The organism is Saccharothrix sp. CB00851, assembly GCF_001905065.1.
Classification (GTDB): Bacteria; Actinomycetota; Actinomycetes; order Mycobacteriales; family Pseudonocardiaceae; genus Actinosynnema.
On the sequence record NZ_LWLC01000012.1, the window covers coordinates 1 to 20,796 of the forward strand.

The following is a 20,796-nucleotide window of genomic DNA, read 5'->3' on the forward strand; positions in this document are numbered from 1 at the left end:
GACCTCGAACCGGAACCACCGTAATGCTGGCCTTTCAAGATCTGTAGCGACGGCCATGATCCGCTCCCGCGTCGTCTTGTCCGCACCGCAGCGCCCCAACAGCGTGCCGATCTCCCACCCACTCGTACCGCGGCTACCGGTCTCCAGCTTGCTCAACTTGCCCAACGACCAGCCCAACGCCTCGGCCAGCAACCCCGACGACATCCGCGCCCGGCGCCGTACGCGGCGCAGTTCCTCCCCCAGCTCCCGACTACGAGCCGAACTCAACCTGACCGGCTGCTTGTCCTCGACGATGGTCTCCACGCCTGCTTGCGACACCACTGACCTCCCGGCAATATGCCAATGCGGACAATGTCGGTAGCGTCAATCAAATCGGGGAACACACCCCGGAAAAATCTTCCGGGTCAAATGGACGATCACCCGAGAGGATGAAGCGGTGCGCGGAATGACGAACGGCCTGACCATCGGAGAGCGCGTCGCCTGGTACCGCCGCCGACGAGGCGTGTCGCAGGAAGTACTGGCTGGGAGGGTCGGCCGCACCACCGACTGGCTGAGCAAGGTGGAGAACAACCGGATCGACCTCGACCGCCTCTCGGTCATACGCAGCCTCGCGGGTGCCCTGGGCATCTCGGTCGGCGACCTGATCGGCGAACCGACACTGCTCGACTGGAGTCCTGAGAGCGGCATGGCGAGCGTCTCCGCACTCCGAGCCACGCTCATGGACTACCGCCAACTCAGTCCACTACTTGCGACGCCCAACGGTGACGCTGGCCCTATCGACCTTGATGGCCTGCGTAGCGAAGTGGAAGCAGTCTTCAACGCCTACCAAGCCTCCAAGTACGGGTTCGTCGCTAATCGAGTCCCACTCCTGCTCGCCGACGCCGTCCAAGCGGTGCAGACCCACAGCGTCCAAGCTCAACGACTCCTGGCCCTCAGCTACCAGGCCGCGACGTCCCTGCTCACCAAGCTCGGAGAAGCAGACCTCGCCTGGATCGCCGCCGAACGCGGCCTTGCGGCCGCCCAGCAGACAGGCGATCCCGTCATCCTCGGCTCACTGTTCCGCTCAGTCGTACACGCCCTGCTCTCAACCGGCCGCTACGCACCAGCCATGCAGCTCACCGAAGCAGCAGCCGCGGTGCTCCACCCCGGGCTGCCTCGTGCTAACCGCACCATGCTCTCGATCTACGGCAGCCTGTTCCTCGCCGGGGCGATGGCGGCAGCGCGCGCCAACAACCGCACGCGCACCCAGGACTTCCTGTGCGAAGCGAACGACACGGCACAACGCCTGGGCGCCGACGCCAACCACATGTGGACCGCCTTCGGCCCGACCAACGTCAAGATCCACCAAGTCGCCACAGCGATGGAACTCGGAGACGTCCAGATAGCTGTAGACCTCGGTCCTACGGTCGACACCTCCGGCCTTCCCGTCGAGCGCCAAGTACGACACTCCTTGGAGGTAGCCCGCGCATTGAGCGCATGGAACAAGACCGACGAAGCGCTCACGATCATGCTCGACGCCGAGCAGCGCGCACGCGAACAGGTCCAACACCACTACCTCAGCCGCCAACTGGTGCTGACGTGGATGCGCCGACAACGCACCAAGCCCAGCCACGCCCTTGCCGACCTGGCCCAACGCCTGAACCTGGAGTAGCGCAGCCGTCCGACGACCTCCGTAGGCTCAACGCATGGCTACAGACGCCGACCGCTTCGCAACACCTCGCATGGCCGCCGGAGCCTTGTTCGTCGACGATCAGGACCGAATCCTGCTGGTGCACAAGACCTACAGCAACGGCTGGGATATCCCTGGTGGTTACGTAGACATCGGAGAGTCGCCAGCAGCGGCCTGCCGCCGGGAACTACGCGAGGAACTCGACCTTGACCGCGAGCCGCAACGCCTGCTCGTCGTGGACTGGGCGCCCAACGATGGTGAAGGCGACAAAGTGCTCTGGCTGTTCGACTGCGGAACGCTCGACGACGACGAACAGCGGATCATCCTGGATGACTCAGAATTGGACCGCTGGGAATGGGCTCCGGTGAACAAAATCGGCGACTACGTCATTCCCCGGCTTGTCCGCAGGCTAACCCAAGCTTATCGTGCATATGTTCATGGATATTCGGTCTATTTGGAGCACGGGCAACCGCCTGGTCGATGACCGTCAGCGGCATCCCGAAAAGTCGCTCTCATGTGATCAGGGCATCGTCATCACCGGAGCGCGCTCAATCACTATTGCGAACAGTAGATGCCTCAAGAACCCTCTTAACTGATTTCATCTGTTCTCCGCGATCATGTCACGCACGACTCCCGGGTCGCCACCCCGATCTCGCTCACGCTGGTAACCAGCGCTCCCATGCCGTCGCCTATCCGCGACGGCGGCGCGTCGACCGCCTCAACCGTTGGCGCCCAGTACGCGTCGCCGCAGTGCCGATCCACCGGATCGTGCGTTCGCGGTACGCGGTCTACAACGCCACGCGGCGCGTGCCACGCCTTCGCCTATGGTGTCGGGTCTGCGCATGGGCGCGGATTGCCAGAGGCGTCCCCGCCGCGTCGTTCGACATGTCCTGCAGCGGTTGGACGTGCTCGATCGGCCCGCGCACCGTAGGAGGCCAGCGTGCCTGTCGGGCCGGGTAGACGCCGAACGCTTCCAACCCGACACCGACCAGCCGGAACCCGACAACGTGTCGAGTTCCCACTGCTCGATCGGGCGGAGCAGCACGGTGGACGGTTGGCACGGCACGCGCCGTACGCATCGGATGGCATCGACACAACACCTGCCGTGCGGCGTCCAGCGCCTGCGCGAGCACGTCCCCATGGCCCTGAACCGCGCCCGCGTGTTCGCGTAGCTCGCCGAGGGGCAGCCTCGAAGCCCACTGGACGCTTCCGTTCCAGTAGCGATACTGCATTGGATCTTGTACTCGACACGAGGGCGGGCCCTCCGGAAGTCGAGAGTGTGTAGCCCGATCGGCCGTGTTGGCTCGACATGTCCAATCGAACGGCACTTGACGCCCACTCTCGGTGTGTTTTCCCTATTTTTCATACTACCCGTCAGCTGTACAGACAGTAAAGCCGGCTGTCGGTTTTCCTGGAGATCTTGGTCTTTCCCAGCATGACGGGAGCGGACTATGCCTGCCCGCAGAACGCCACGTCCCGAGACCGACTCCATCGACTTCGACCAGGTCATCGCCGCGTTCGGCCGTGAAGTGACAAAAAAGCTGCGAACCCGTGAAGGTTCACCCGAGGACCACTTGCGAGGGCCCTTCGAACACATGGTGTCCAAGATCGCTGACGGCTTGCTCCTCAAGGTCACGATGATCGGCGAGACGCGACTGCCCGACCTGTCCGTACGCCCGGACTATGCGGTCAACGTCGACAAGGCTCGCATCGGGTACGTCGAGTTGAAGAGACCCGGCTATGGCACGCCGGAGACTTGGACCGCCCCGACCAAGCACGACCGCAAGCAGTGGGAGGCGCTGCGTCTGTTACCCAACGTCCTGTACACGGACGGGGAGAGCTTCGCCCGCTACGCCTACGGCAAGCTCCAGGGCAGGGTGGCGCGCCTCGAGCCTGGCCTCGACCGGGCGGGCGGCAAGCTGCACACGGTCGGCTCGGACTTTGCGCAGGTGATGACCGGCTTCCTGCTCTGGCATCCCCAACCACCGCGCTCCCTGGACGACATGGTGCGCATGATCGCGAACCTGTGTCGCCTGCTCCGCGACGACGTGGCCGCGGAGTTGGAGCGCGAGCGGCGCGGCCAGTCGAGCAGCGGCACGTTCAGCGGGCTCGCGACGGACTGGCGTCAAGCGTTGTTCCCTAACCTGACCAACCAGGAGTTCGCCGACCAGTATTCGCAGACGGTGACCTTCGCGCTCCTGCTCGCCCGCGTGGAAGGCGTGGACTTCGACGGCAAGCCGATCCGTGAGATCGCCAGGCTGCTGGGCAAGAAGCACTCGCTGATGGGCCGAGCCCTCGCCGTTCTCACCGACCAACCTGAGGAGGAGCACAGCGTCGCGTTGACCACCATGCTCCGAGTGCTGGAGGTGGTGGACTGGACGCAGTTTCCAGACGACTCCTACGCGACGCTGTACGAGAGCTTCCTGTCCGAGTACGACCCGGAACTGCGCAAGAAGAGCGGCGTATACTACACCCCCGCGGAACTGGTCGCCTTCACCACCCGGTTCGTCGACGAGGTACTGCGCTCCCACCTCGGTCGCGGTAGAGGCTTCGCGGAGCGCGACGTCATCGTGGTCGACCCGGCGATGGGCACCGGTAGCTTCCTGGCCGAAGTCGTCAACACCGTGGCGCGCACCGTCGAGACCGAGGAAGGGCCTGGAGCTGTCGCACCTCACCTGCGTGAGTTCTCGGACCGCTTGATCGGCTTCGAGAATCAGGCCGCTCCCTACGCCGTCGCCGAACTGCGCATCCACAGCCTGCTCAAGAAGCGGCACCAGGCCGAGGCTCCTGCCAAGGAGCGCCGGTTCCTCGCCGACACCCTGGACGACCCTCGCGTGCAACGCCTGCCTTTGGGCAGCATGTACAGGCCGTTGGAGACGTCGCGGCGCGGGGCGAACCGGGTCAAGCAGGAGACGCCGGTCATGGTGGTGATCGGCAACCCGCCGTACGTCGACAAGGTGCGCGGCACGGCACCGTGGATCGAAGAGAAGTCGGAGAGCAAGGTCGCGGCACCTAGCCTTCATGCGTTCCGCACACCCGGTCAGGGCAGCCGCGAGTACACGCTGCACAACAAGTACGTCTACTTCTGGCGCTGGGCCACCTGGAAGGTCTTCGACGCCCATCCCGAGCACCCCGCCGGCGTTGTCGCGTTCGTCTGCTCCGCAGGCTTCACCACGTCTCCTGGACTCGCCGGCATGCGTCGGTACCTACGCGAGACCGCCGACGAGGGGTGGATCATCGACCTGACTCCGGAGGGGCACCAACCGCCGGTCAATACCCGCTTCTTCCGCGAGAACCAGCAACCCATCTGTATAGCCGTCTTCGTCCGCCGCGGCGAAGCCGACACCACCACGCCGGCGCGCATCCGGCGGATCTCGGTCACCGGAACCGTCACCGACAAGATCACCGCACTCGGCACCCTGCACGCAGACTCATCCGAGTGGCAGCAGTGCTCCGACGGCTGGCACGACCCGTTCCAGCCGGCCGCCCGTACGCAGTGGCTGTCCATGCCGGCAACGACCGACCTCATGCCGTGGGCATCTCCCGGCGTCAAGCCCAACCGCACCTGGGTCTACGCACCCGACGAGGACACACTCGCCCAACGCTGGCACCGACTCGTTTCGGCGCCACCAGGGGTCAAACCCGCCCTCTTCCAAGAGAGCCGAGACGCCGACCTGCGACGGATCAACCCGCCGCTCCCGGGCTTCCCGCACAGCAATGTCCCCTTTTCCCAGGAACGAGGAGACATGCCACCACCGGTCCACGTGGGATTCCGTGCCTTCGACCGACAGTGGCTGATCCCGGACTCCAGACTGATCGCCACGCCCAGGACGGCGCTCTGGTCGACTCTCGGCAGCAAGCAGATCTTCCTCGTGGAACAGCACGCCCACCCGATCGACACCGGACCAGCCCTGGTGTTCACCTCATTGCTGCCCGACATGCACCACCACTCGGGCAGAGGCGGCCGGACACAGCCCTTGTACGCAGACCCCGGAGCAGCACGCCCAAACATCACTCCAGGACTGCTCACCCACATGGCGGAGCAACTCGGCAGGCACGTCAGTCCGGCTGACCTGATCGCCTACGTCGCCGCCGTCACGGCCCACCCCGGCTTCACCCGGCACTTCGCCGCGGACCTGACAACCCCCGGTGTCCGCATCCCCCTGACCCGTGACCCACACCTATGGGCTGAGGCCGTCCGCGTCGGGAAAGAAGTCGTCTGGCTGCACACCTACGGCGAGCGCTTCGTCGACCCCGCTGCGGACCGCCCGGCCGGTGCTCCGCGCAACACCAGGGAGCGGCCACTGATCCAGGTCGCGATCCCGGACACCGAACAAGGCATGCCGGATCGGATCACCTACGACGAGAACACGAGGACACTGCACGTCGGCTCAGGCAGCGTCGCCCCGGTCGCCCCCGAGGTGTGGAATTACGAGGTCGCCGGCATGCGGGTGCTCAAGCACTGGTTCGGCTACCGCAAGAAGAACCCCTCCGGCAACCGCAAGTCCCCGCTCGACGACATCGTCCCGACCACCTGGACGCCGTCAGCCACCACCGAACTGCTCGACCTCATCCACGTGCTCGGACGACTCGTGGCACTCGAACCGCTCCAGGACGACTTGCTTCACCGCATCCTCGGAAGCCGACTGATCACGGTAGACGATCTGACCGACGCCGGTGTCCTGCCAGTGCCGCCCGCCGCGAAGAAGCCGACGAAGGAGAACACCCAGCCGGACTTGTTCTCGACGGATTAGAAGTTGCAGTTCACGGCAGGGGCCGACGGCTACGACACTGTGCGGACTGCGGCCACGAGCTGCGTCAAGTCGACCTCCAGCCGATCGGCGAGCTGGCTCACCTGAGGTGGAGCGGCGTCCAGCGGGTGCTGGCTTACCGCAGCTGGGAGCCCTTCCGGGTTGCCGAGCAGCGACAACGGGGTGCCGAGTGGCGAGAGCCGGTATACACGCCACCTTGGTGCGGTGGACTCGGCGAAGTAGAGCGTGGCGCCATCGCGGAGAACCAGAGCGGCCCGGCTGGCGTTGCGGGCGAGGACGGCGGACTGCTTCCCCGCCACGGTCGCCGCCTGGGCGGCGGTGCGTCGCGGGTTGCGGAATTCGCCGTCCACCACCCACACACCGTCCACCAGCCGTGCGGGCAGTCCTGCCTGCGCGAAGGCCGCCCGGACTTCGGCTCGGGGATCGTCTACGGCTGCTTCGGCGAGGTGGATGATCTCGTCCACCTCCGATTCGGACACCACCCTGGCGTGTGGCTGGGCGGCGCGGTGAAGGTATTCCACCGCGAGTCGACGGTCGGCGAACGCCACTGACTCGCGCGCAGCCTCCCAGGCGGCTTTGGCGATGATGTCGTGTTCACCTCCGCCGTGCGGCGAGGCGCCCTGGAAGAGCAGGGCGAGGCACACCGCCGTCAACGAGCACTGGTAGGAGATGGTGCGCCCAGGGAGCGCATCCGTTTCCTCATCATCGGGCAGCAGGGCATGAACGAGGTCCCGGACCTCCGTCCGCCAGCTCTCCTCCGTGCCCCACACACCTGCGGCGAGGAGGTCCAGGTAGAGCAGGACGACGGTCATCCGCAGTTCCAGGGGTGGACGGGCGGGACGGGACACCGCCTTGACCCATCGCGTCGCCCAGGTCCGCAGCTTGCGGTGTTCGGACGGCGGGATGGTCCGGTGCGTCGAGTCGGGCTCGATCTCGGTGTCCACGACGTCCTCGTCCTCGCCGTCGGCGAGTTCGGTGTCGTCCGGGTCCGCTCCGACCGTCCATCTCGTGACCGTGCCGTCGGGCAGCCGCGGAGAGGAGGGGAAGACGAGTCCCGTCAGTGACGGACCGAGCATCCCCTCCACGTGGTGCAGCCACGCACCCCAGCGGTCTTCGGAGGAGGCGACTTCGACTGCGGATGGTTGCGTTCGCAGAGCAGAGGTGCCGGTGGAGGGCCGCTGCTGCACCTGACCGAGCAGGCGCAGAAGATCGGCGTTGAAGCGGGCGGCCAGCGCGGGGTCGGTGATGGTCTTGTCCAGCTCGTAGTCACGGACGAGACGGGGCCGGTCCTGTTCATCCTCGCGCGGCAGGCAGCGCACGGGGTCCGTGAGGTACACCGCGGAGGACACGACGCGCTCACCCGAGACCTCCACCCACGCGCGCACGGCACCGCCGAGCTGTTCTGGCGTCGGGAACCTCAGGGTCGCCGAAGTCTCCCCGATGGGGCGCCAGACGTGGAACGCCGTCCAAGTCCCGGGGGTTCCGTCAGGGGACGATTCGATGGTGACCGGCTCGCGGGCGGTGGTCGTGAGCTCCACGACCAGGTCCTGTTCGTGGCGTCGCGCCCCCAGCAGGACCAGCTTGACCGCGTGGCGAGGTTGTGTTGCCAACGCGTGCGCCTGGCTGGGCGGGATCGTGGTCGCCGCGGTGCCCTCCGGGAGGAGGCTGTCGAGGACGGGTGCGAGAGCGACCAGTTCGCAGTTGCCGCCTGCCGAGGTGGTGCTCAGCATCGCGGCCGCTGTGCAGTTCGCGCTGCCCACCAACGCCGTGGTGGCCCCGTCGACAGCCCACTCCACGAGTTTGCCGTGATAGGTGCGGCTCTCGTCGAGCAACCGGAACCCGGCCGTCGGGACGGTCGCCGCGACTTGTATCAGGGCAGCGGCGTCGTACTGCGACAACGTCGGTTGCAAAGCCACGTCCAGTGCGGCGGGGGAGAACCGGTCGACCAGCGCCCGCAGGGCCGCGCCACGCGGGTCGAAGAACGGCGAGCTGACCCGCAGCGCGTCCACGGGCCCTGGCGACAGCCGGCTGAGGATCGGCTGTTGCAGGTTGCCGAAGATCCGCAGGTCCGGAAGCGAGTCGTCAACCTCGTCGGGGGCCACGTAGCCGCCCACGCGGACGACCGCGTCTGCGATCCACGTGGGCATCGCCACCACCTCGGGCAGATCGACCAACCAGGCGGCGAGGTCGCGTTGCGCGGCCGGTCCCTGCCGCGTCGACGTGCGCAGCACCAGCCAGAGCTCCTGGTTGTGCCCCCACCCGGACCACGTGGGGTTGCCCGAGCCGATAGCCGCCCACACGTCGTCGTCGCCCACCAGGACGACGAGCTTGGGGTGGAACGCCCCGGCGCACGCCGCGTGGCCGTGCTGGTAAGTCCTGCCCGCGTACCGGACGTCGACCGGTTCGTGCACGGCCTGCCCCGCGTCCCCGAGGACGGTGACGCGGGCGCCCAGGGCACGCGCGGTGGGAACGCAGTGGCGTTCCAGGAAGACCAGGTCGTGCGTGAAGCCGGTGATGAGGACTTCGCGCAAGCGGGCACCGTCAGACCGGTCGCGCCATGCGCGCAGCAGGGTCAGGGGGGAGTGGAACTCGTGATCCACCTGGCTCATCCGGCCAACTCCAGCAGTTCGGTGCAGAGCGGGGTGACCCCGTCCGCGGTGAAGAGGCCGAGCTGTTCGGCCATCGCCGAGAGTTGGTAGATGCGCAGGCCCACGTTGCCCGCGCCCTCCGCCTGCTCGGCGAAGTACCGGCCGTTGCGCTCGTGCAACTTGCTGAACACGGTCATCCGGCCGTCGTCACCAACCCGGAGCTTGCGCAGGGCGACCCTGCGGGACTGCGCGATCATGTCGTCCACGAAAGCACGGGCGAGTTCGGGCAGCGGCCGGTCCTCGTGCTCGAACCTGCGGAAAGCGACCCAGTTGGGGTCCAGGAACTGGCCGCGTCCGGATGAGCTGCGGCGACGTCCCAGGAACGCGTCGAGGCTGCGACCTTCCAGGTGCTCAAGGCGCCGTGCGCCGAGCAGCAGCACGGCCAGGTCGGCCTCCGGGGAGAACGGCTCACCGAGGAAGGACTCCTCCGCGGGCAACGGGTACCCATTCCGGTCCACGGCCGGCGGGAGGGACCGGGCGAACTCGCGAACGGTCACGTCGGAGACCTCGGAACTGATCCACGCGTGGAGGTCGTCCCTGGTCGCGGTTCCGCTCTTGTCGAGCACCTGCTGGACGAGCGCCGCCCACATGCGGCGCCACGCGCCCACCGAGTGGTGCCGGAGCAGCACACCGCGCCACGCCCGCGCTCGCCCGTCGCCGATCAGGACCGGATCGGTGTCCAGGGTGTCGCCGTAGGCCAGGTAGTGACGGAATGCATTGACGTGCGCCTTGCCGGGCATCCGCTGCACCGCTCGTGCCAGGAAACGCAGTGTGGCTCGCCGCGTGTGGTCGTCACCGCTCCACTCCTCCGGCACGTGACGCCCGTCGCGAGTCGCGGCGAAGAGATCGCGCAACGGCGGCAGGTCGGGAGTGTCCGGAGCCTCCATCGCCAGCGCGGCAAGCCGGTCGACATCGCCCATCTCCTCACGCGTCGCCAGGTCGACGAGCGGCCGGAACATCCGGCGCACCGAGGCGGGACACCGGTGCTTGCCGGCACGAAGCGCACCGGCCTCGACGGTGACGGTGCCCATGGCCATGCTCGGACCGTTGTACTGCGACCAGAAACCCCAGGAACGAGGCGAGTACGAAGAACGCCCAGGCTCCGCCAGACCGTTGGCCGAGCCTTTGCGTAACAGTGCTTTGACGGTATCGGTGCCGTGCGCGAACAGATCCCGGTCATGGGTTATCGATATGAGAGCCAGACCGACCTCGGTACGGCGCACCAGCGCCTGGCACGCCGCAGCGTCGAGGTCGTGTTCCTCCGCGTGGTCGGCCAGCGCCCAGTACAAGGAGTAATAGCGGACCAGTCTGGTCAGCGTGGACACACCGGGCACCAGTGTGTCCACCATGCTCGTCACCGGCGCCTCGACCGACAGCGGGTAGCGGCCACCGCGCCGGTCCAGGCCGGGCTCGCACCACCGGGGCCCGTCGACTTCAGCGGGGATCACAGTGCTCCGCCGGATCCGAACTCAATACCGCGCACCTCGTGATGATCGCTCGTGACCGCGTCTTCGTTTCACCACTGCCGGCCGGGTGCGGCATCCCTCGGCGCGACCGACACATGTGGCACGTAGTCCAGAGGTGTGTCGCCCAGATGGAGGGGTGGGGGTCGGCAAATGCGCTCGATGTGAACAACATCGGTCGGTTACGTGCTCCAGTTGCACTCGTGCGGCGGTCATATCTTCGATGGAATGGGTGCTGAGTCCGCATTTGTGCGGACTGGTGTGGTGTGGTGCTCACTAGCATCGGTACCAATTAGGCGGACTTGTCCGGGCAGGGTGTCGCTAAGCAGTATTGCCGGGATCACATCGAGTGCAAGGGGATTTCATGAGTCGCCCTTGGGAAGCCGACCCCGTCGCGCACTTCGCCAAACGTCTTGGCAGGTCAGCCGCGCAGTTGGGTGTCACGAACGACGACCCCTCGTGTCCGGACATCTGGGAGTTGGCCAACGGCGACATCGCGGTCATCGGTCGAGACCTCACAGCGGACTACGAATCCCGCCTACCCGACGGCGTTCACATCGGCGAGGACGAGAAACTCGTCGTAATCCCCGGTGTCATGCTGCGGGCAGCCAAGACGGACATCGCCGATGAGTGACCCCGAGACCGTCCTGAGCGGCACCAGACTGAGCGTCGACGAGTACCTCGACGACTTCAAGACCAACTTCTGGCACGACAACAGCGGCGTGAACTGGAAGCTGGAACGGCGTCAGGAGTTCGTCGAGTCCTCCAACGAGAGCTGGGAGGCGTCCAGGCGCAACGACTGGCGCAGATCGCTCGCCCTGCTGGAGGAAGGGCGCGCGAACGTCGCCGCTTACGAGCGCAGGATCAGCGACAAGGGCATGGAGGTGCGTCGTGTGCGGGTGGTGGAGAAACCGATCACGCCGTACCTGCTCTGGGAGTTGACCTCGCTCCACGTCCGCCACCAGGTGGGCGGGAAGATCCGGGTGGTCGAGCCCGCCCAGGTCCGCGCGCTCGAAACCGGCGGCACGGTGCTCCCCGAACTCTTCCTCCTCGGCCGGACCATCGCCTACCAGGTCCTCTACGACGACGAAGGCGTGTTGAGCGGTGCGGTGAGGTGCACGGTTCCCGATGAGGTCAGGCACTGGGGTGACATCGTGGCCTCCCTGTACGACCAGGGCGAAGAACTCGGCTCGTTCTTCGACCGTGAGGTGGCCGGGCTATTACCTCTGGCGGGCTGACAGGTCATGGCCGGACCCGACAGGCACGGATGGGGTGAATCGCACAACGACCTGAGCGGATCAGCCGAAGACGTCGTCCAAGCCCGTGATGTGATCGGCGGTGTGCACTTCCACCGTTCCGGGCGTCCCGCCACACCAATGCCGCGACAGCTGCCTGCCGACGTGCGTGGTTTCGTCAACCGTTCCGACGACCTCGAATCGCTCACTCTCACCTCGGCGGAGGTGGCGGATCGAGTCGTGGTGTGGGTGGTGGTCGGCACCGCCGGAGTGGGCAAGACGTCTCTGGCGGTGCGTTGGGCACACCAAGTTGCCGGTGACTTCCCGGACGGTCAGCTCTACGTCAACCTGCGCGGTTACGACGCCGGGCTGCCGATCAGCCCGGATGAGGCACTCGACCGCTTCCTGCGTGCCTTGGGAGTGCCTGGCAACCTCGTGCCGGCCGACCTGGACGCACGCTCGGCGATGTTCCGATCCCTCCTGGCGGGGCGCAGGTTCCTGATCCTGCTTGACAACGCGGCCTCACCCGCCCAGGTGAGGCCGCTCCTCCCGGGTACCGCGGGCTGCCTGGTGCTGGTGACCAGTCGCGACAAACTCGCAGGTCTGGTGTCCCGGGACGGCGCGCGTCGGCTGCGACTGGATGTCCTGCCACTCGACGAGGCCGTGTCGTTGCTGCGAGAACTGATCCACGAATATCGCTCCCAGGACGACGACGAAGATCTGGCACAACTGGCCAGGCTGTGCGCCCGCCTGCCATTGGCACTGCGCATAGCCGCGGAGCGGGCGATCGGCAAACCGCAGACGTCACTGCGGGACATGATCACCGAACTTCGCGACGAGTCGAGTCTGTGGGATGCCCTGGGATCGGACGACAGTGACGCCGTCCGCACCGTCTTCGCATGGTCCTACCGGGCACTGTCCAAGGAAGCGAGCCGGCTGTTCCGCATGCTCGGCCTGTACCCCGGTGACGACTTCGGCCCCGCAGCCGTCGCGGCGCTGCTCGGCGAACCCGTGCCCACCGTGCGGCGCCTGCTGGACGACCTGGCCGGCGTGCATCTGCTGGAGAGCACGGCATCGGACCGCTACGAGTTTCACGACCTGCTCCGCCTCTACGCTCAAGACCAGGTACGAACCGAGGAATCACCGGAGTCGGCGACCGCTGCGCTGGAACGCCTGACCGCCTGGTACCTGCACGCGGCGTGGAACGCCGTCCGGGCGCTGATCCCCGAAGCCGCTACCCGCGAGCTGCCGGCACTGCCCCAGGACGTGTCCGCCCCGGCATTCGCGGACCATCAAGATGCTTTGACCTGGTACGAGCACGAGCGCCGGAACCTCCGGTCGATGATCCGCGTCCTGGGCGAGCGGGCGCGGGACGAAGTGGTGGCGCTCTTGGCTGACGTCCTGCGTGAGATCTACGCCCGCTACAACCATTTCGACGACTGGATCACGACGGGCGTGGCAGGTCTGGACGCAGCCCGCCGATCGGGTAACCGCCGGGGCGAAGCAGATGCGTTGGAGAGTCTGGGCAAGGCATACACGCAGCAGGGAAACCGGACCAAGGGAATTGAACACCAAACACTGGCGCTGTCGATCAGGCAGGAGATCGGCGACCGGCGTGGCGAGCTCGCGTCCACCAACGCGCTCGGTCTGGCGTACCTGCGCAACCATGAACCGGATACGGCGCTGCGGCACTTCCGGCGTTCCCGGGAGATCGCGGATGACCTGGCCGACGGCTACTGGACAGCAGTGACGTCCAACAACAGCGCCAACGCCCTGATCGGACTCGATCGCCCAGAGGAGGCCGTTCCCCTGCTCCACGCCGCCTTGAACGGGTACCGGCGTCTGTCGATCCCAGGTGGCGAAGGCGACGCGTTGCGCGGGCTGAGCCACGCGCACCGCCTACTCGGTGTTCCGGATCAAGCACACCGCTTTATCAGCGACGCGCTGTCGATCGCAAGGGACCGCAAGAACCCCGCGTGGGAGGCGTTCTGGTCATTGGAGGCAGGGCAGGTGTCCTTGGCTCTCGGTGATCCCGAAGCGGCCTTGGTCCTCTACCAGCGCGCGGCGTCGCTCCAGCGGCAGCTGGGCGACCGGATCAGGGAGGCTGCTGTCCTGGACGCCACCGGTGAGGCGTACCGGCAGTCGGGGCGACCTGCGGATGCCGTTGCGTTCCACCAGTATGCGGTGGACGTGTTCCGTCGATCCGGTGAGAAGTGGCGGATGGCCGTAGCTCTTCAGAACCTGGGGGCCGTCCTGATCGCCACGGATGGCGCGGAAGCCGCAGCGAGCGCCCTCGACGAGGCCGCAGCCCTGTTTGCTGGGTTCGACGACCCAGCCGCCCACCGCCACAGCGCCGAGGTCGACGCACTCCGTCGAGGTGGAGCAGACGATCCTGCAACGTTCTGAGCGGCTCGTGCCCGGCAGAGGTACGGAGTCCTGGTCGTGCTTTGCTGAGGATGCGGACCGAAGCCGTCGGTCTGCGCCAACCATGTCCGCAGCCGGATTTGCGCAGGTTTGGGCGCAGGTCGAGGAGCGGTTTGGTTGTATGATCCGACGGGATAGGGGTGTACTGGACGAGGCGACCGCTGTGGCGTGGCACGAGCGGGGTGAGTGGTTGGCGGCGATGCTGCAGGTGCGGATCGAGTTCCATACCGCCCGCAGGATCGTGTGTTTCGAGGGATTAATCTCAGTGTGCGGCAAGTAGGAATCGTCTGCTCTTGTCGAAGCGGAGAACGGTGTAAATCCCGAGAAGCTCACCGCGCGTTTGATTGTCCGTACGGCTGATTGGTACTTCGAATACGGACCGGTGGTGCCTCTGGTGTGGAACCGGCCGATATGAGCTATTCGGGCATGTGTGACTCGTCAGTTCGACTGATCGGGTTACGTGTTCTCGATCCGACGGTCGTCCGTGGGTCGGTCGCGTACAAAGGCTGCTGTTCGTACCGCCGACGGGACGGGGAGGCTCGGGTGGCGTTCGAGGTGGTGCCCGGTGAGGTTCGGGAGCACGCCGGGCAGGTCCAGGGGCAGGGGGACGTGTTGGCGCAGGCGTTGGACGCGGCGCGTCAGGTGTCGATGTCCGCGGATGCGTATGGGGTGCTGTGTCATCCGTTCACGGTGATGCTCGACCCGCTGGAGAAGTGGGGCGTGGAGGCGTTGTCCCAGGCGGCGGAGGCACTTGACGCGATGGCGGAGTCGTTGAAGGCGACGGCCGAGGTCTACGAGCAGGTTGAGTCGGACAACGTCGACCGGTTCGACAGGTTGGGGCGCGGGTGAACAACCCGTTCGTCGCGGAACCGGAGGACGACACCACCGCGATCACAGGGATCGGCCTATTGGAGGCCGGGCAGGCCGCTTTGGATGGGATCAACAACGGGGATTGGGTCGAGGCGGGTCTGGGAGTCGTCGGCGCTGGGCTTGAAGCGCTCGGTGTCTACATGGACCCGGTTGGCACGTTGGCGGCCTATGGGGTCGGGTGGTTGATCGAGCACGTGCAGCCGTTGCAGGACATGCTGAACGACTTGGCCGGGACGCCGCCGGTCATCCGCGCTTATGCGCGGACCTGGCAGAACGTCAGCGAAGGCGTCGAGCGAGCGGCCGGGGACTTGCAGACGACGTCGCGTGATCGCACGGCCGGGTGGCGCGGTGCTGCGGGTGATGCGTATCGGGCGCGTGCTGGAGAAGTGGTCGATGCGCTGCGTGGTGCGTCGAGGGTGTGTAGCGGTGTGGGCGCCGTGGTCACGATCATGGGTGAGGTCGTGGCGGCGGTGCGGGAGTTCGTGCGCGACCTGATCGCGGATGCGGTCGGCAGGCTCGTGGTCTGGGGACTGGAACTTCTCGTCACGGGTGGTGCCGCGGCGCCGGTGGTGGCGATGCAGGCGACCAGCCTGGTCGCCAAGTACGCCGCCAAGATCGCGGACGTGGTGCGCAAGCTGCTCAAGACCATTTCCAACGTGGCCAAACGGCTCGACGGGCTCGCCGAGGTTTTGCGCATGGCCTGGCGCAAGCTCAAGGAGTTGGTCGACAGGCTTCGTCGGAAGGACCCGGATCCGCAGCACAAGGATCCGCGCGAGGTCGACCGGCAGCGTCGGGAGCGGGAGAAGCAGGAGCTCATCGACGAGGCGCTGCGTGATGGGGTCAAGCTCGATCCGGAGAAGGTCGTCGAGATCGGCAAAGACCCCAACGGGAAGATCGTCTTCCTGGAGGAGGGCGGGGTGAACCCGAGGACCGGTAGAGAGGCGGGTCTGGCGCATGTGATGAAGCACAAGGGCGAGTTCGTTGCCGCGGGCATTCCCGAGGAGAAGATTGCCGAGGTCGTGCACCGCGCCGCTACGGAGGGCCGGTACACGGGCTATTGCCAGGGCAGACCGCCGGGTCGACCGATCTTCGAGGTTGAGTACGGTGGGCAGACGCACTACATGTCGGTGCAGGTGGGCAGCAACGGCTTCATCGTCGGGGCGAACATGCGCAGTGCCAACGATCCGTTCGACGGTGCGCGACGCGATCCACGAGCCGAGACCGATGAGGACTACCGGGGGCGGGGACGATGAACGGCGTGATCTCGGTTCGGTTGGCACCTGAGTGGGGCACCGACCCGCTGTGGGTGCGTAAGGACAGTGATCCGATCCCGGCGAACTACTCGGCCGAGCGGCTTGCGAACGATTTCGGTGTACCCGCGGATCTCGTCGCGGCCATCGACGCGTGGGACGACGAGTTCCAGGCCGTCTACGACCCGGACGACCCGATGGACTCCGGATTTCCGGACGAGGCGACCACGGTGGCGTGGCACGAGCGGGGCGAGCGATTGGCCGAGCGGTTGGCAGGGGCGTTGCCGGTGCGGGTCGAGTTCCACACCGCGCGCGGGGACCGTGTGTTCGGGGTTTGAGGCGACACCTGTTGCCGCCGTTCACACTGCGGTGTGTGGAGCAAATCTGGAGCAGACGGAAGAGCCGAACGGCGTGCGACGGCTTCGAACGGCTGTGAACTGCGCCGGCTGACGTGCCGGTTCTCTGTTTGCGCTGGTCAGGGCACTTGTGGAACAGCACTGGCAGAGAGAGGCTCAGCTTGTTGGCTGCTCCTCGCCGCAGTTGGCATAGTTTGGCGGGTGCTGGACGCAGTTCGTTGATGCGGTGCGGTTCGTGCGTCTCGGGTGTGACTGCGGCACACAGCGGCGACGAAATTCCGCTCGGCGGCGCAGTGTTGAAGTTGCGTCGAGTTCACCGGGTTGCGGCTATCGCAGAGTATCGCGTTGGTGCAGCGCGGCGGTCGTCGTCGCTGAGGCCGAGAACGCAGCGGGCGGGCAATTCGACCACGGCACCTCGACGCCCCCCTGTGGCGAGCGACGACGGGATGCGATGCGACGCTGGGGGCAGCCTGGCGGGGTCAGCGGCTTACGGGGCGTCCGTCCGGGTCGGTCATGGTTATGGCGCCATCGCGTGCCTGCAGGACCACGTCCGCGTGGTATTCGCCCTCGGCGAGCGCGGCGAGTTGTCCGAGGCTGACCATCCGCATGGTCTCGCCGTCACGCTGGAACACCAGCAGGTTGCCGTCCTGGACGTAATCGCCGTCGTAGGTGCCGTCGCCGTCCAGTTCGACGGGCCGCCCCAACTCCCGCTCGATCCGCGTGCCGGATGCGGGCCCGGTGAGGACGCGCACTGAGGTCCAATCGCCGGGTACCAATTCCTTGAGCGGTCTGGAGTCGTCCGAGCGGGCCAGTTCGCCGATCGTCTTTTCGAGGTTCTCGTCGAATTCCACCGTCACTCCCGAGGCGGTCTCGCTGCATCCTGCCAGCAGGGTGAGGAGTGCGATCAGGGTCAGTATCGAGCGCATGGTCAGTACTGGTCCGGAGTAGCCGACGGCTTGCCGGGGTCGTGGTCGTCGTTGCGCCCGGGGTTGTCCGTGGGCCACGGTGTTTTCTTGGTCTCGCGAGTCTCGCCAGGTGGTACCTCGTTGGAGGGCACGAGGGTGTCGTTCTTGTCGATGACCACCATCTTGCCGTGCTTGACCGCCTGTTCGACCAGATTCGCCAACTGCTCGGGACTCGCGTCCGGGTTGGCCTGCGCGATGCTGCGGCCGACCTCGTTGTTGTGCAGGTCCATGCCCACCGGGATGTGGTGGCTCGACGGGTTGCGCTCGTGGGCGGTGGCGAACTCGCGGGCCCACTCCTCACCGTACCGCTGCGTCATCAGCGCATTCCAGTAGGCGTGCCGGAAGGCGTCCGCGTGCCCGTCGGTCCCGCCCTTGCCGTCGAACTTGCCCTCAGCGACGTGTAGCGCGTCCTGCCGGATGTCGCCGAACTCCTTGAGACCGAGCAGTCCCTTGCGCATCTGCAGGTCGTCGAGCATCTCTGCCTCGGCCTGGGTGACGCGCTCCTTCTTGATGCCTCTGCGTTCCGCGAGCCAACCGGTCAGACCGCTCGGCCAGATCGTCGTGCCATCGGTCTTGACCTGGTACTTCTCCAGCAGCTCGCGGTGCCGCCGCTCATCGACCACGTGGTCTTCGCCCGCCGTCGCGGCCGCCGCCAACGTGGTCGCCCCGGCGTCACCGATCCCATTGGACAGGATGCGCTTGAGCACGGAGTTCAACTCCGTGTCGATCTCGGCTGCGCGGGCGAGGATGCCCTGGACCTCGGCTTGGAGGATCGCGATGTCCAGGAAGCCGCCGACGTCCAAGGTCTTCACGACGGTGCCGTTCTCGATGCGGTAACCGTTCTGCGCGGCGAACTGCTCGGTCGCCTCGACGCTGCGGACCAGGTCCCGTGCGGACTGCTCGGAGTCGTCGACGACCTTCCCCGCCGCGGACAGTCGCGCGGCGAGCTCCTCGAGTTCCTGACGACGGGCGCGGAGGTCGTCAGCCGCTGCTTCCGATGCCTTCCCGGTCCACCCGACCGGCTTGGCACCGTCGAGTTCGTCCTGCAGGCCGATTACCTGTCTTTTCTGTGCGGAGAGGTGGTCGCCGACCTGTCCGATGACGTCCGGCTGCCACTGCCTGACCTCGGACCACGTGGCCATCAGCGGCCTCCTACCTTGCCGAACCCCCGCGCGGCGTCGTCGTCCTGCGCCTCGTAGTCGTCGGCGGCCGCGGTTAGCGCGTCCGCGTAGAAGTCCACGCCTCGGGCCCACTTGTCGGTGGTGGCCTCCCAGTGCGGACCGAGCTCGCCGGCGGTCCCGGCGGACTCCGTGCCCGGCAGTGCGGCGGCGAGTTCCGCCACCCGGCCGAGCTCCAACTTGCGCACAACCCCTGCGGCCTGCTTCGCGCCCTCGGCCGCGGCGCGCAGCGCTTGCGGATCGACATCGAACCCAGTCATCTGCCCCTCCCCGGACATGACCCAGAGTATCAGTGTCATCGCAGAGCGTATCCTGATTTATGCGGGCAGGAGAACACTGAACCCTCGACGTACGTCCTCGCCGTGAGGGCTGGGCCGCACGGTCTGTTCATGCCCGATGGGTGACCGGCCTGCCGCTGTCGTCGCGCCATCCACATCGGGCATTGTCACCGGTTCCGGCACGGCCTGTCTCCACGGCCGTGGAGACGCTCGAGTAGCCGTGGCGCGACCTCGAGGTGACGTAGGAGCGGGTGTGCCGGGCCGGAGACGAGCAGTTCGCCACCGAGTGGAAATAATGGGCAAGCCCCTCCGACGAGGTGGCGACGACGGCGTGGCAAGAGCGGGGCGAGCGGTCGACTGCGGCGCTGAGTGCGGGCCGAGTTCGCGCTGCACAAGGAAAACGTGTGTTCGACGGTTGGGTTCGACCTCTTCAACCATTCATGCTGCGGTGGGTGGAGCAAATCTGGAGCAGGCGGTGGAGTTGAACGACGTGCGACGGCTTCGAACGGCAGTGAACGGCACCCGCTGACGTGCCGGTTCTCGGTTTGCGCTGGTCAGAGACCTTGTAGAACAGTGCTGGCGGAGTGCGGCTCAGGTTTGTTGGCTGCACTTCGCCGCGGTTGGCGTGCATTGGTGGGTGTTGGGCGCAGTTCGATGATGCGATGGACTTGCGCGTCTCGGGTGTGACTGTGGCACGAAGATGGTCTGGCTGGACAGACCGCAGGCGACCTGAACCCGTGCACCCGCTTTGATCGAGGCCTGGCTCCAAACATGACACCGTCGGTTGGAGCTTCCCGCAGGTGTGAAGCTTGAACTGTTCGCCGTGCTTGTAGAGGACGTTGGGCTGCGGGTGCCCGGTGCCTGTCACTGCCTGAGGTCCTGCTGCTGGCAGAGGTGTAGTTCTCCGGTGTGCCATGGCTGTGTTTTTTCAGTTCGACCTACCCGATGCGTGCGCCGTTGAAGATCGCCTTCTTGGAGGAGGGCGGGGTGAACCCGAGGACCGGTAGAGAGGCCGGTCTGGCACACGTGATGAAGCACAAGGGTGAGTTCGTTGCCGCGGGCATTCCCGAGGACAAGATCGCCGAGGTCGTGCATCGCGCCGCTACGGAGGGCCGGTACACGGGCTACTGCCAGGGCAGACCGCCGGGACGGCCGATCTTCGAGGTTGAGTACGGTGGGCAGACGCATCACATGTCGGTGCAGGTGGGCAGCAACGGCTTCATCGTCGGAGCGAACATGCGCAGCGCCAACGATCCGTTCGACGGAGCGCGACGCGACCCACGAGCCGGGACCGATGAGAACTACCGGGGATGGGGACGATGAACGGCGTGATCTCGGTCCGGTTGGCACCTGAGTGGGGCACCGGCCCGCTGTGGGTGCGAAAGGACAGTGATCCGATCCCGGCGAACTACTCGGCCGAGCGACTCGCGCACGATTTCGGTGTACCTGCGGACCTCGTCGCGGCCATCGACGCGTGGGACGACGAGTTCCAGGCCGTCTACGACCCGGACGACCCGATGGACTCCGGATTTCCGGACGAGGCGACAACGGCGGCGTGGCACGAGCGGGGCGAGCGATTGGCCGAGCGGTTGGCCGCGGCGTTGCCGGTGCGGGTCGAGTTCCATACCGCGCGTGGGGATCGTGTGTTCGGGGTTTGAGGTGGCACCTGTGCCGGCGTTCACACTGCG

17 protein-coding genes are annotated in these 20,796 nt (G+C 66.5%); 11 read left to right on the forward strand and 6 right to left on the reverse strand.

Annotation, left to right across the window (positions count from 1 at the left end):
• A partial coding sequence (locus A6A25_RS12725) for a helix-turn-helix domain-containing protein (RefSeq protein ID WP_143193129.1) occupies positions 1–318 on the reverse strand: 318 nt, incomplete at its 3' end.
• 127 nt (positions 319–445) lie between these two features.
• Here A6A25_RS12725 and A6A25_RS12730 point away from each other — a divergent pair.
• The 3 genes from A6A25_RS12730 to A6A25_RS12740 all read left to right on the forward strand — a co-directional run bounded on the left by A6A25_RS12730 (position 446) and on the right by A6A25_RS12740 (position 6,423).
• Positions 446–1,651, forward strand: coding sequence for a helix-turn-helix domain-containing protein (locus A6A25_RS12730; RefSeq protein ID WP_073888865.1), 1,206 nt, complete (start codon positions 446–448; stop codon positions 1,649–1,651).
• A 34-nt stretch (positions 1,652–1,685) separates the two neighbouring features.
• On the forward strand, positions 1,686–2,153 hold the full coding sequence (locus tag A6A25_RS12735; RefSeq protein ID WP_073888866.1) for an NUDIX domain-containing protein: 468 nt from the start codon (positions 1,686–1,688) through the stop codon (positions 2,151–2,153).
• A gap of 967 nt (positions 2,154–3,120) precedes the next feature.
• Complete coding sequence (locus A6A25_RS12740) at positions 3,121–6,423, forward strand: type ISP restriction/modification enzyme (protein ID WP_083668288.1); 3,303 nt, start codon at positions 3,121–3,123, stop codon at positions 6,421–6,423.
• A gap of 29 nt (positions 6,424–6,452) precedes the next feature.
• On the opposite strand, the gene A6A25_RS44000 is transcribed toward A6A25_RS12740, so the two are convergent.
• Together A6A25_RS44000 and A6A25_RS12750 are read right to left on the reverse strand one after the other, a co-directional pair.
• A complete protein-coding gene (locus A6A25_RS44000) occupies positions 6,453–9,050 on the reverse strand; it encodes a hypothetical protein (protein ID WP_073888867.1) in 2,598 nt (865 codons plus the stop codon).
• On the reverse strand, positions 9,047–10,537 hold the full coding sequence (locus A6A25_RS12750; protein ID WP_083668289.1) for a hypothetical protein: 1,491 nt from the start codon (positions 10,535–10,537) through the stop codon (positions 9,047–9,049). Before A6A25_RS12750 ends, A6A25_RS44000 begins: the two co-directional genes overlap by 4 nt.
• Before the next feature lie 448 nt (positions 10,538–10,985).
• On the opposite strand from A6A25_RS12750, the gene A6A25_RS12755 reads away from it, so the two are divergent.
• From A6A25_RS12755 to A6A25_RS12785, 6 genes are all read left to right on the forward strand, one after another.
• Positions 10,986–11,186, forward strand: a complete 201-nt coding sequence (locus A6A25_RS12755) for a hypothetical protein (RefSeq protein ID WP_241828621.1) — start codon at positions 10,986–10,988, stop codon at positions 11,184–11,186.
• A complete protein-coding gene (locus A6A25_RS12760) occupies positions 11,179–11,790 on the forward strand; it encodes a DUF6879 family protein (RefSeq protein WP_073888868.1) in 612 nt (203 codons plus the stop codon). Before A6A25_RS12755 ends, A6A25_RS12760 begins: the two co-directional genes overlap by 8 nt.
• A 6-nt stretch (positions 11,791–11,796) precedes the next feature.
• A complete protein-coding gene (locus tag A6A25_RS12765; protein ID WP_073888869.1) occupies positions 11,797–14,193 on the forward strand; it encodes an ATP-binding protein in 2,397 nt (798 codons plus the stop codon).
• 561 nt (positions 14,194–14,754) lie between these two features.
• The gene (locus A6A25_RS12775; RefSeq protein ID WP_073888871.1) at positions 14,755–15,060 is read left to right on the forward strand and encodes a type VII secretion target; all 306 of its coding nucleotides are present in this window, start codon (positions 14,755–14,757) and stop codon (positions 15,058–15,060) included.
• A complete protein-coding gene (locus A6A25_RS12780; protein WP_073888872.1) occupies positions 15,057–16,334 on the forward strand; it encodes a WXG100 family type VII secretion target in 1,278 nt (425 codons plus the stop codon). The genes A6A25_RS12775 and A6A25_RS12780 overlap by 4 nt, the downstream gene beginning before the upstream one ends.
• Complete coding sequence (locus tag A6A25_RS12785; protein WP_073888873.1) at positions 16,331–16,669, forward strand: hypothetical protein; 339 nt, start codon at positions 16,331–16,333, stop codon at positions 16,667–16,669. The genes A6A25_RS12780 and A6A25_RS12785 overlap by 4 nt, the downstream gene beginning before the upstream one ends.
• A gap of 497 nt (positions 16,670–17,166) precedes the next feature.
• Here the strand turns inward: A6A25_RS12785 and A6A25_RS12790 are convergent, their stop codons facing one another.
• Genes A6A25_RS12790 through A6A25_RS12800 form a run of 3 tightly spaced genes read right to left on the reverse strand, consistent with a single transcriptional unit; the run spans position 17,167 to position 19,090 of the window.
• Positions 17,167–17,613 (reverse strand): hypothetical protein, encoded by a 447-nt coding sequence (locus tag A6A25_RS12790; protein ID WP_241828622.1) that lies wholly within the window; start codon positions 17,611–17,613, stop codon positions 17,167–17,169.
• Positions 17,614–17,615: 2 nt separating this feature from the next.
• Entirely contained in the window at positions 17,616–18,794 is a 1,179-nt protein-coding gene (locus A6A25_RS12795; protein ID WP_073888874.1) for a DUF6973 domain-containing protein, read from the reverse strand.
• Positions 18,794–19,090: a hypothetical protein gene (locus A6A25_RS12800; protein WP_073889900.1), complete on the reverse strand. Its 297-nt coding sequence runs from the start codon at positions 19,088–19,090 to the stop codon at positions 18,794–18,796. Before A6A25_RS12800 ends, A6A25_RS12795 begins: the two co-directional genes overlap by 1 nt.
• A gap of 975 nt (positions 19,091–20,065) precedes the next feature.
• Here A6A25_RS12800 and A6A25_RS12805 point away from each other — a divergent pair.
• Positions 20,066–20,431 (forward strand): hypothetical protein, encoded by a 366-nt coding sequence (locus A6A25_RS12805; RefSeq protein WP_143193131.1) that lies wholly within the window; start codon positions 20,066–20,068, stop codon positions 20,429–20,431.
• Positions 20,428–20,766, forward strand: a complete 339-nt coding sequence (locus A6A25_RS12810; RefSeq protein WP_073888876.1) for a hypothetical protein — start codon at positions 20,428–20,430, stop codon at positions 20,764–20,766. The genes A6A25_RS12805 and A6A25_RS12810 overlap by 4 nt, the downstream gene beginning before the upstream one ends.
• The last annotated feature ends 30 nt before the right edge of the window (positions 20,767–20,796 follow it).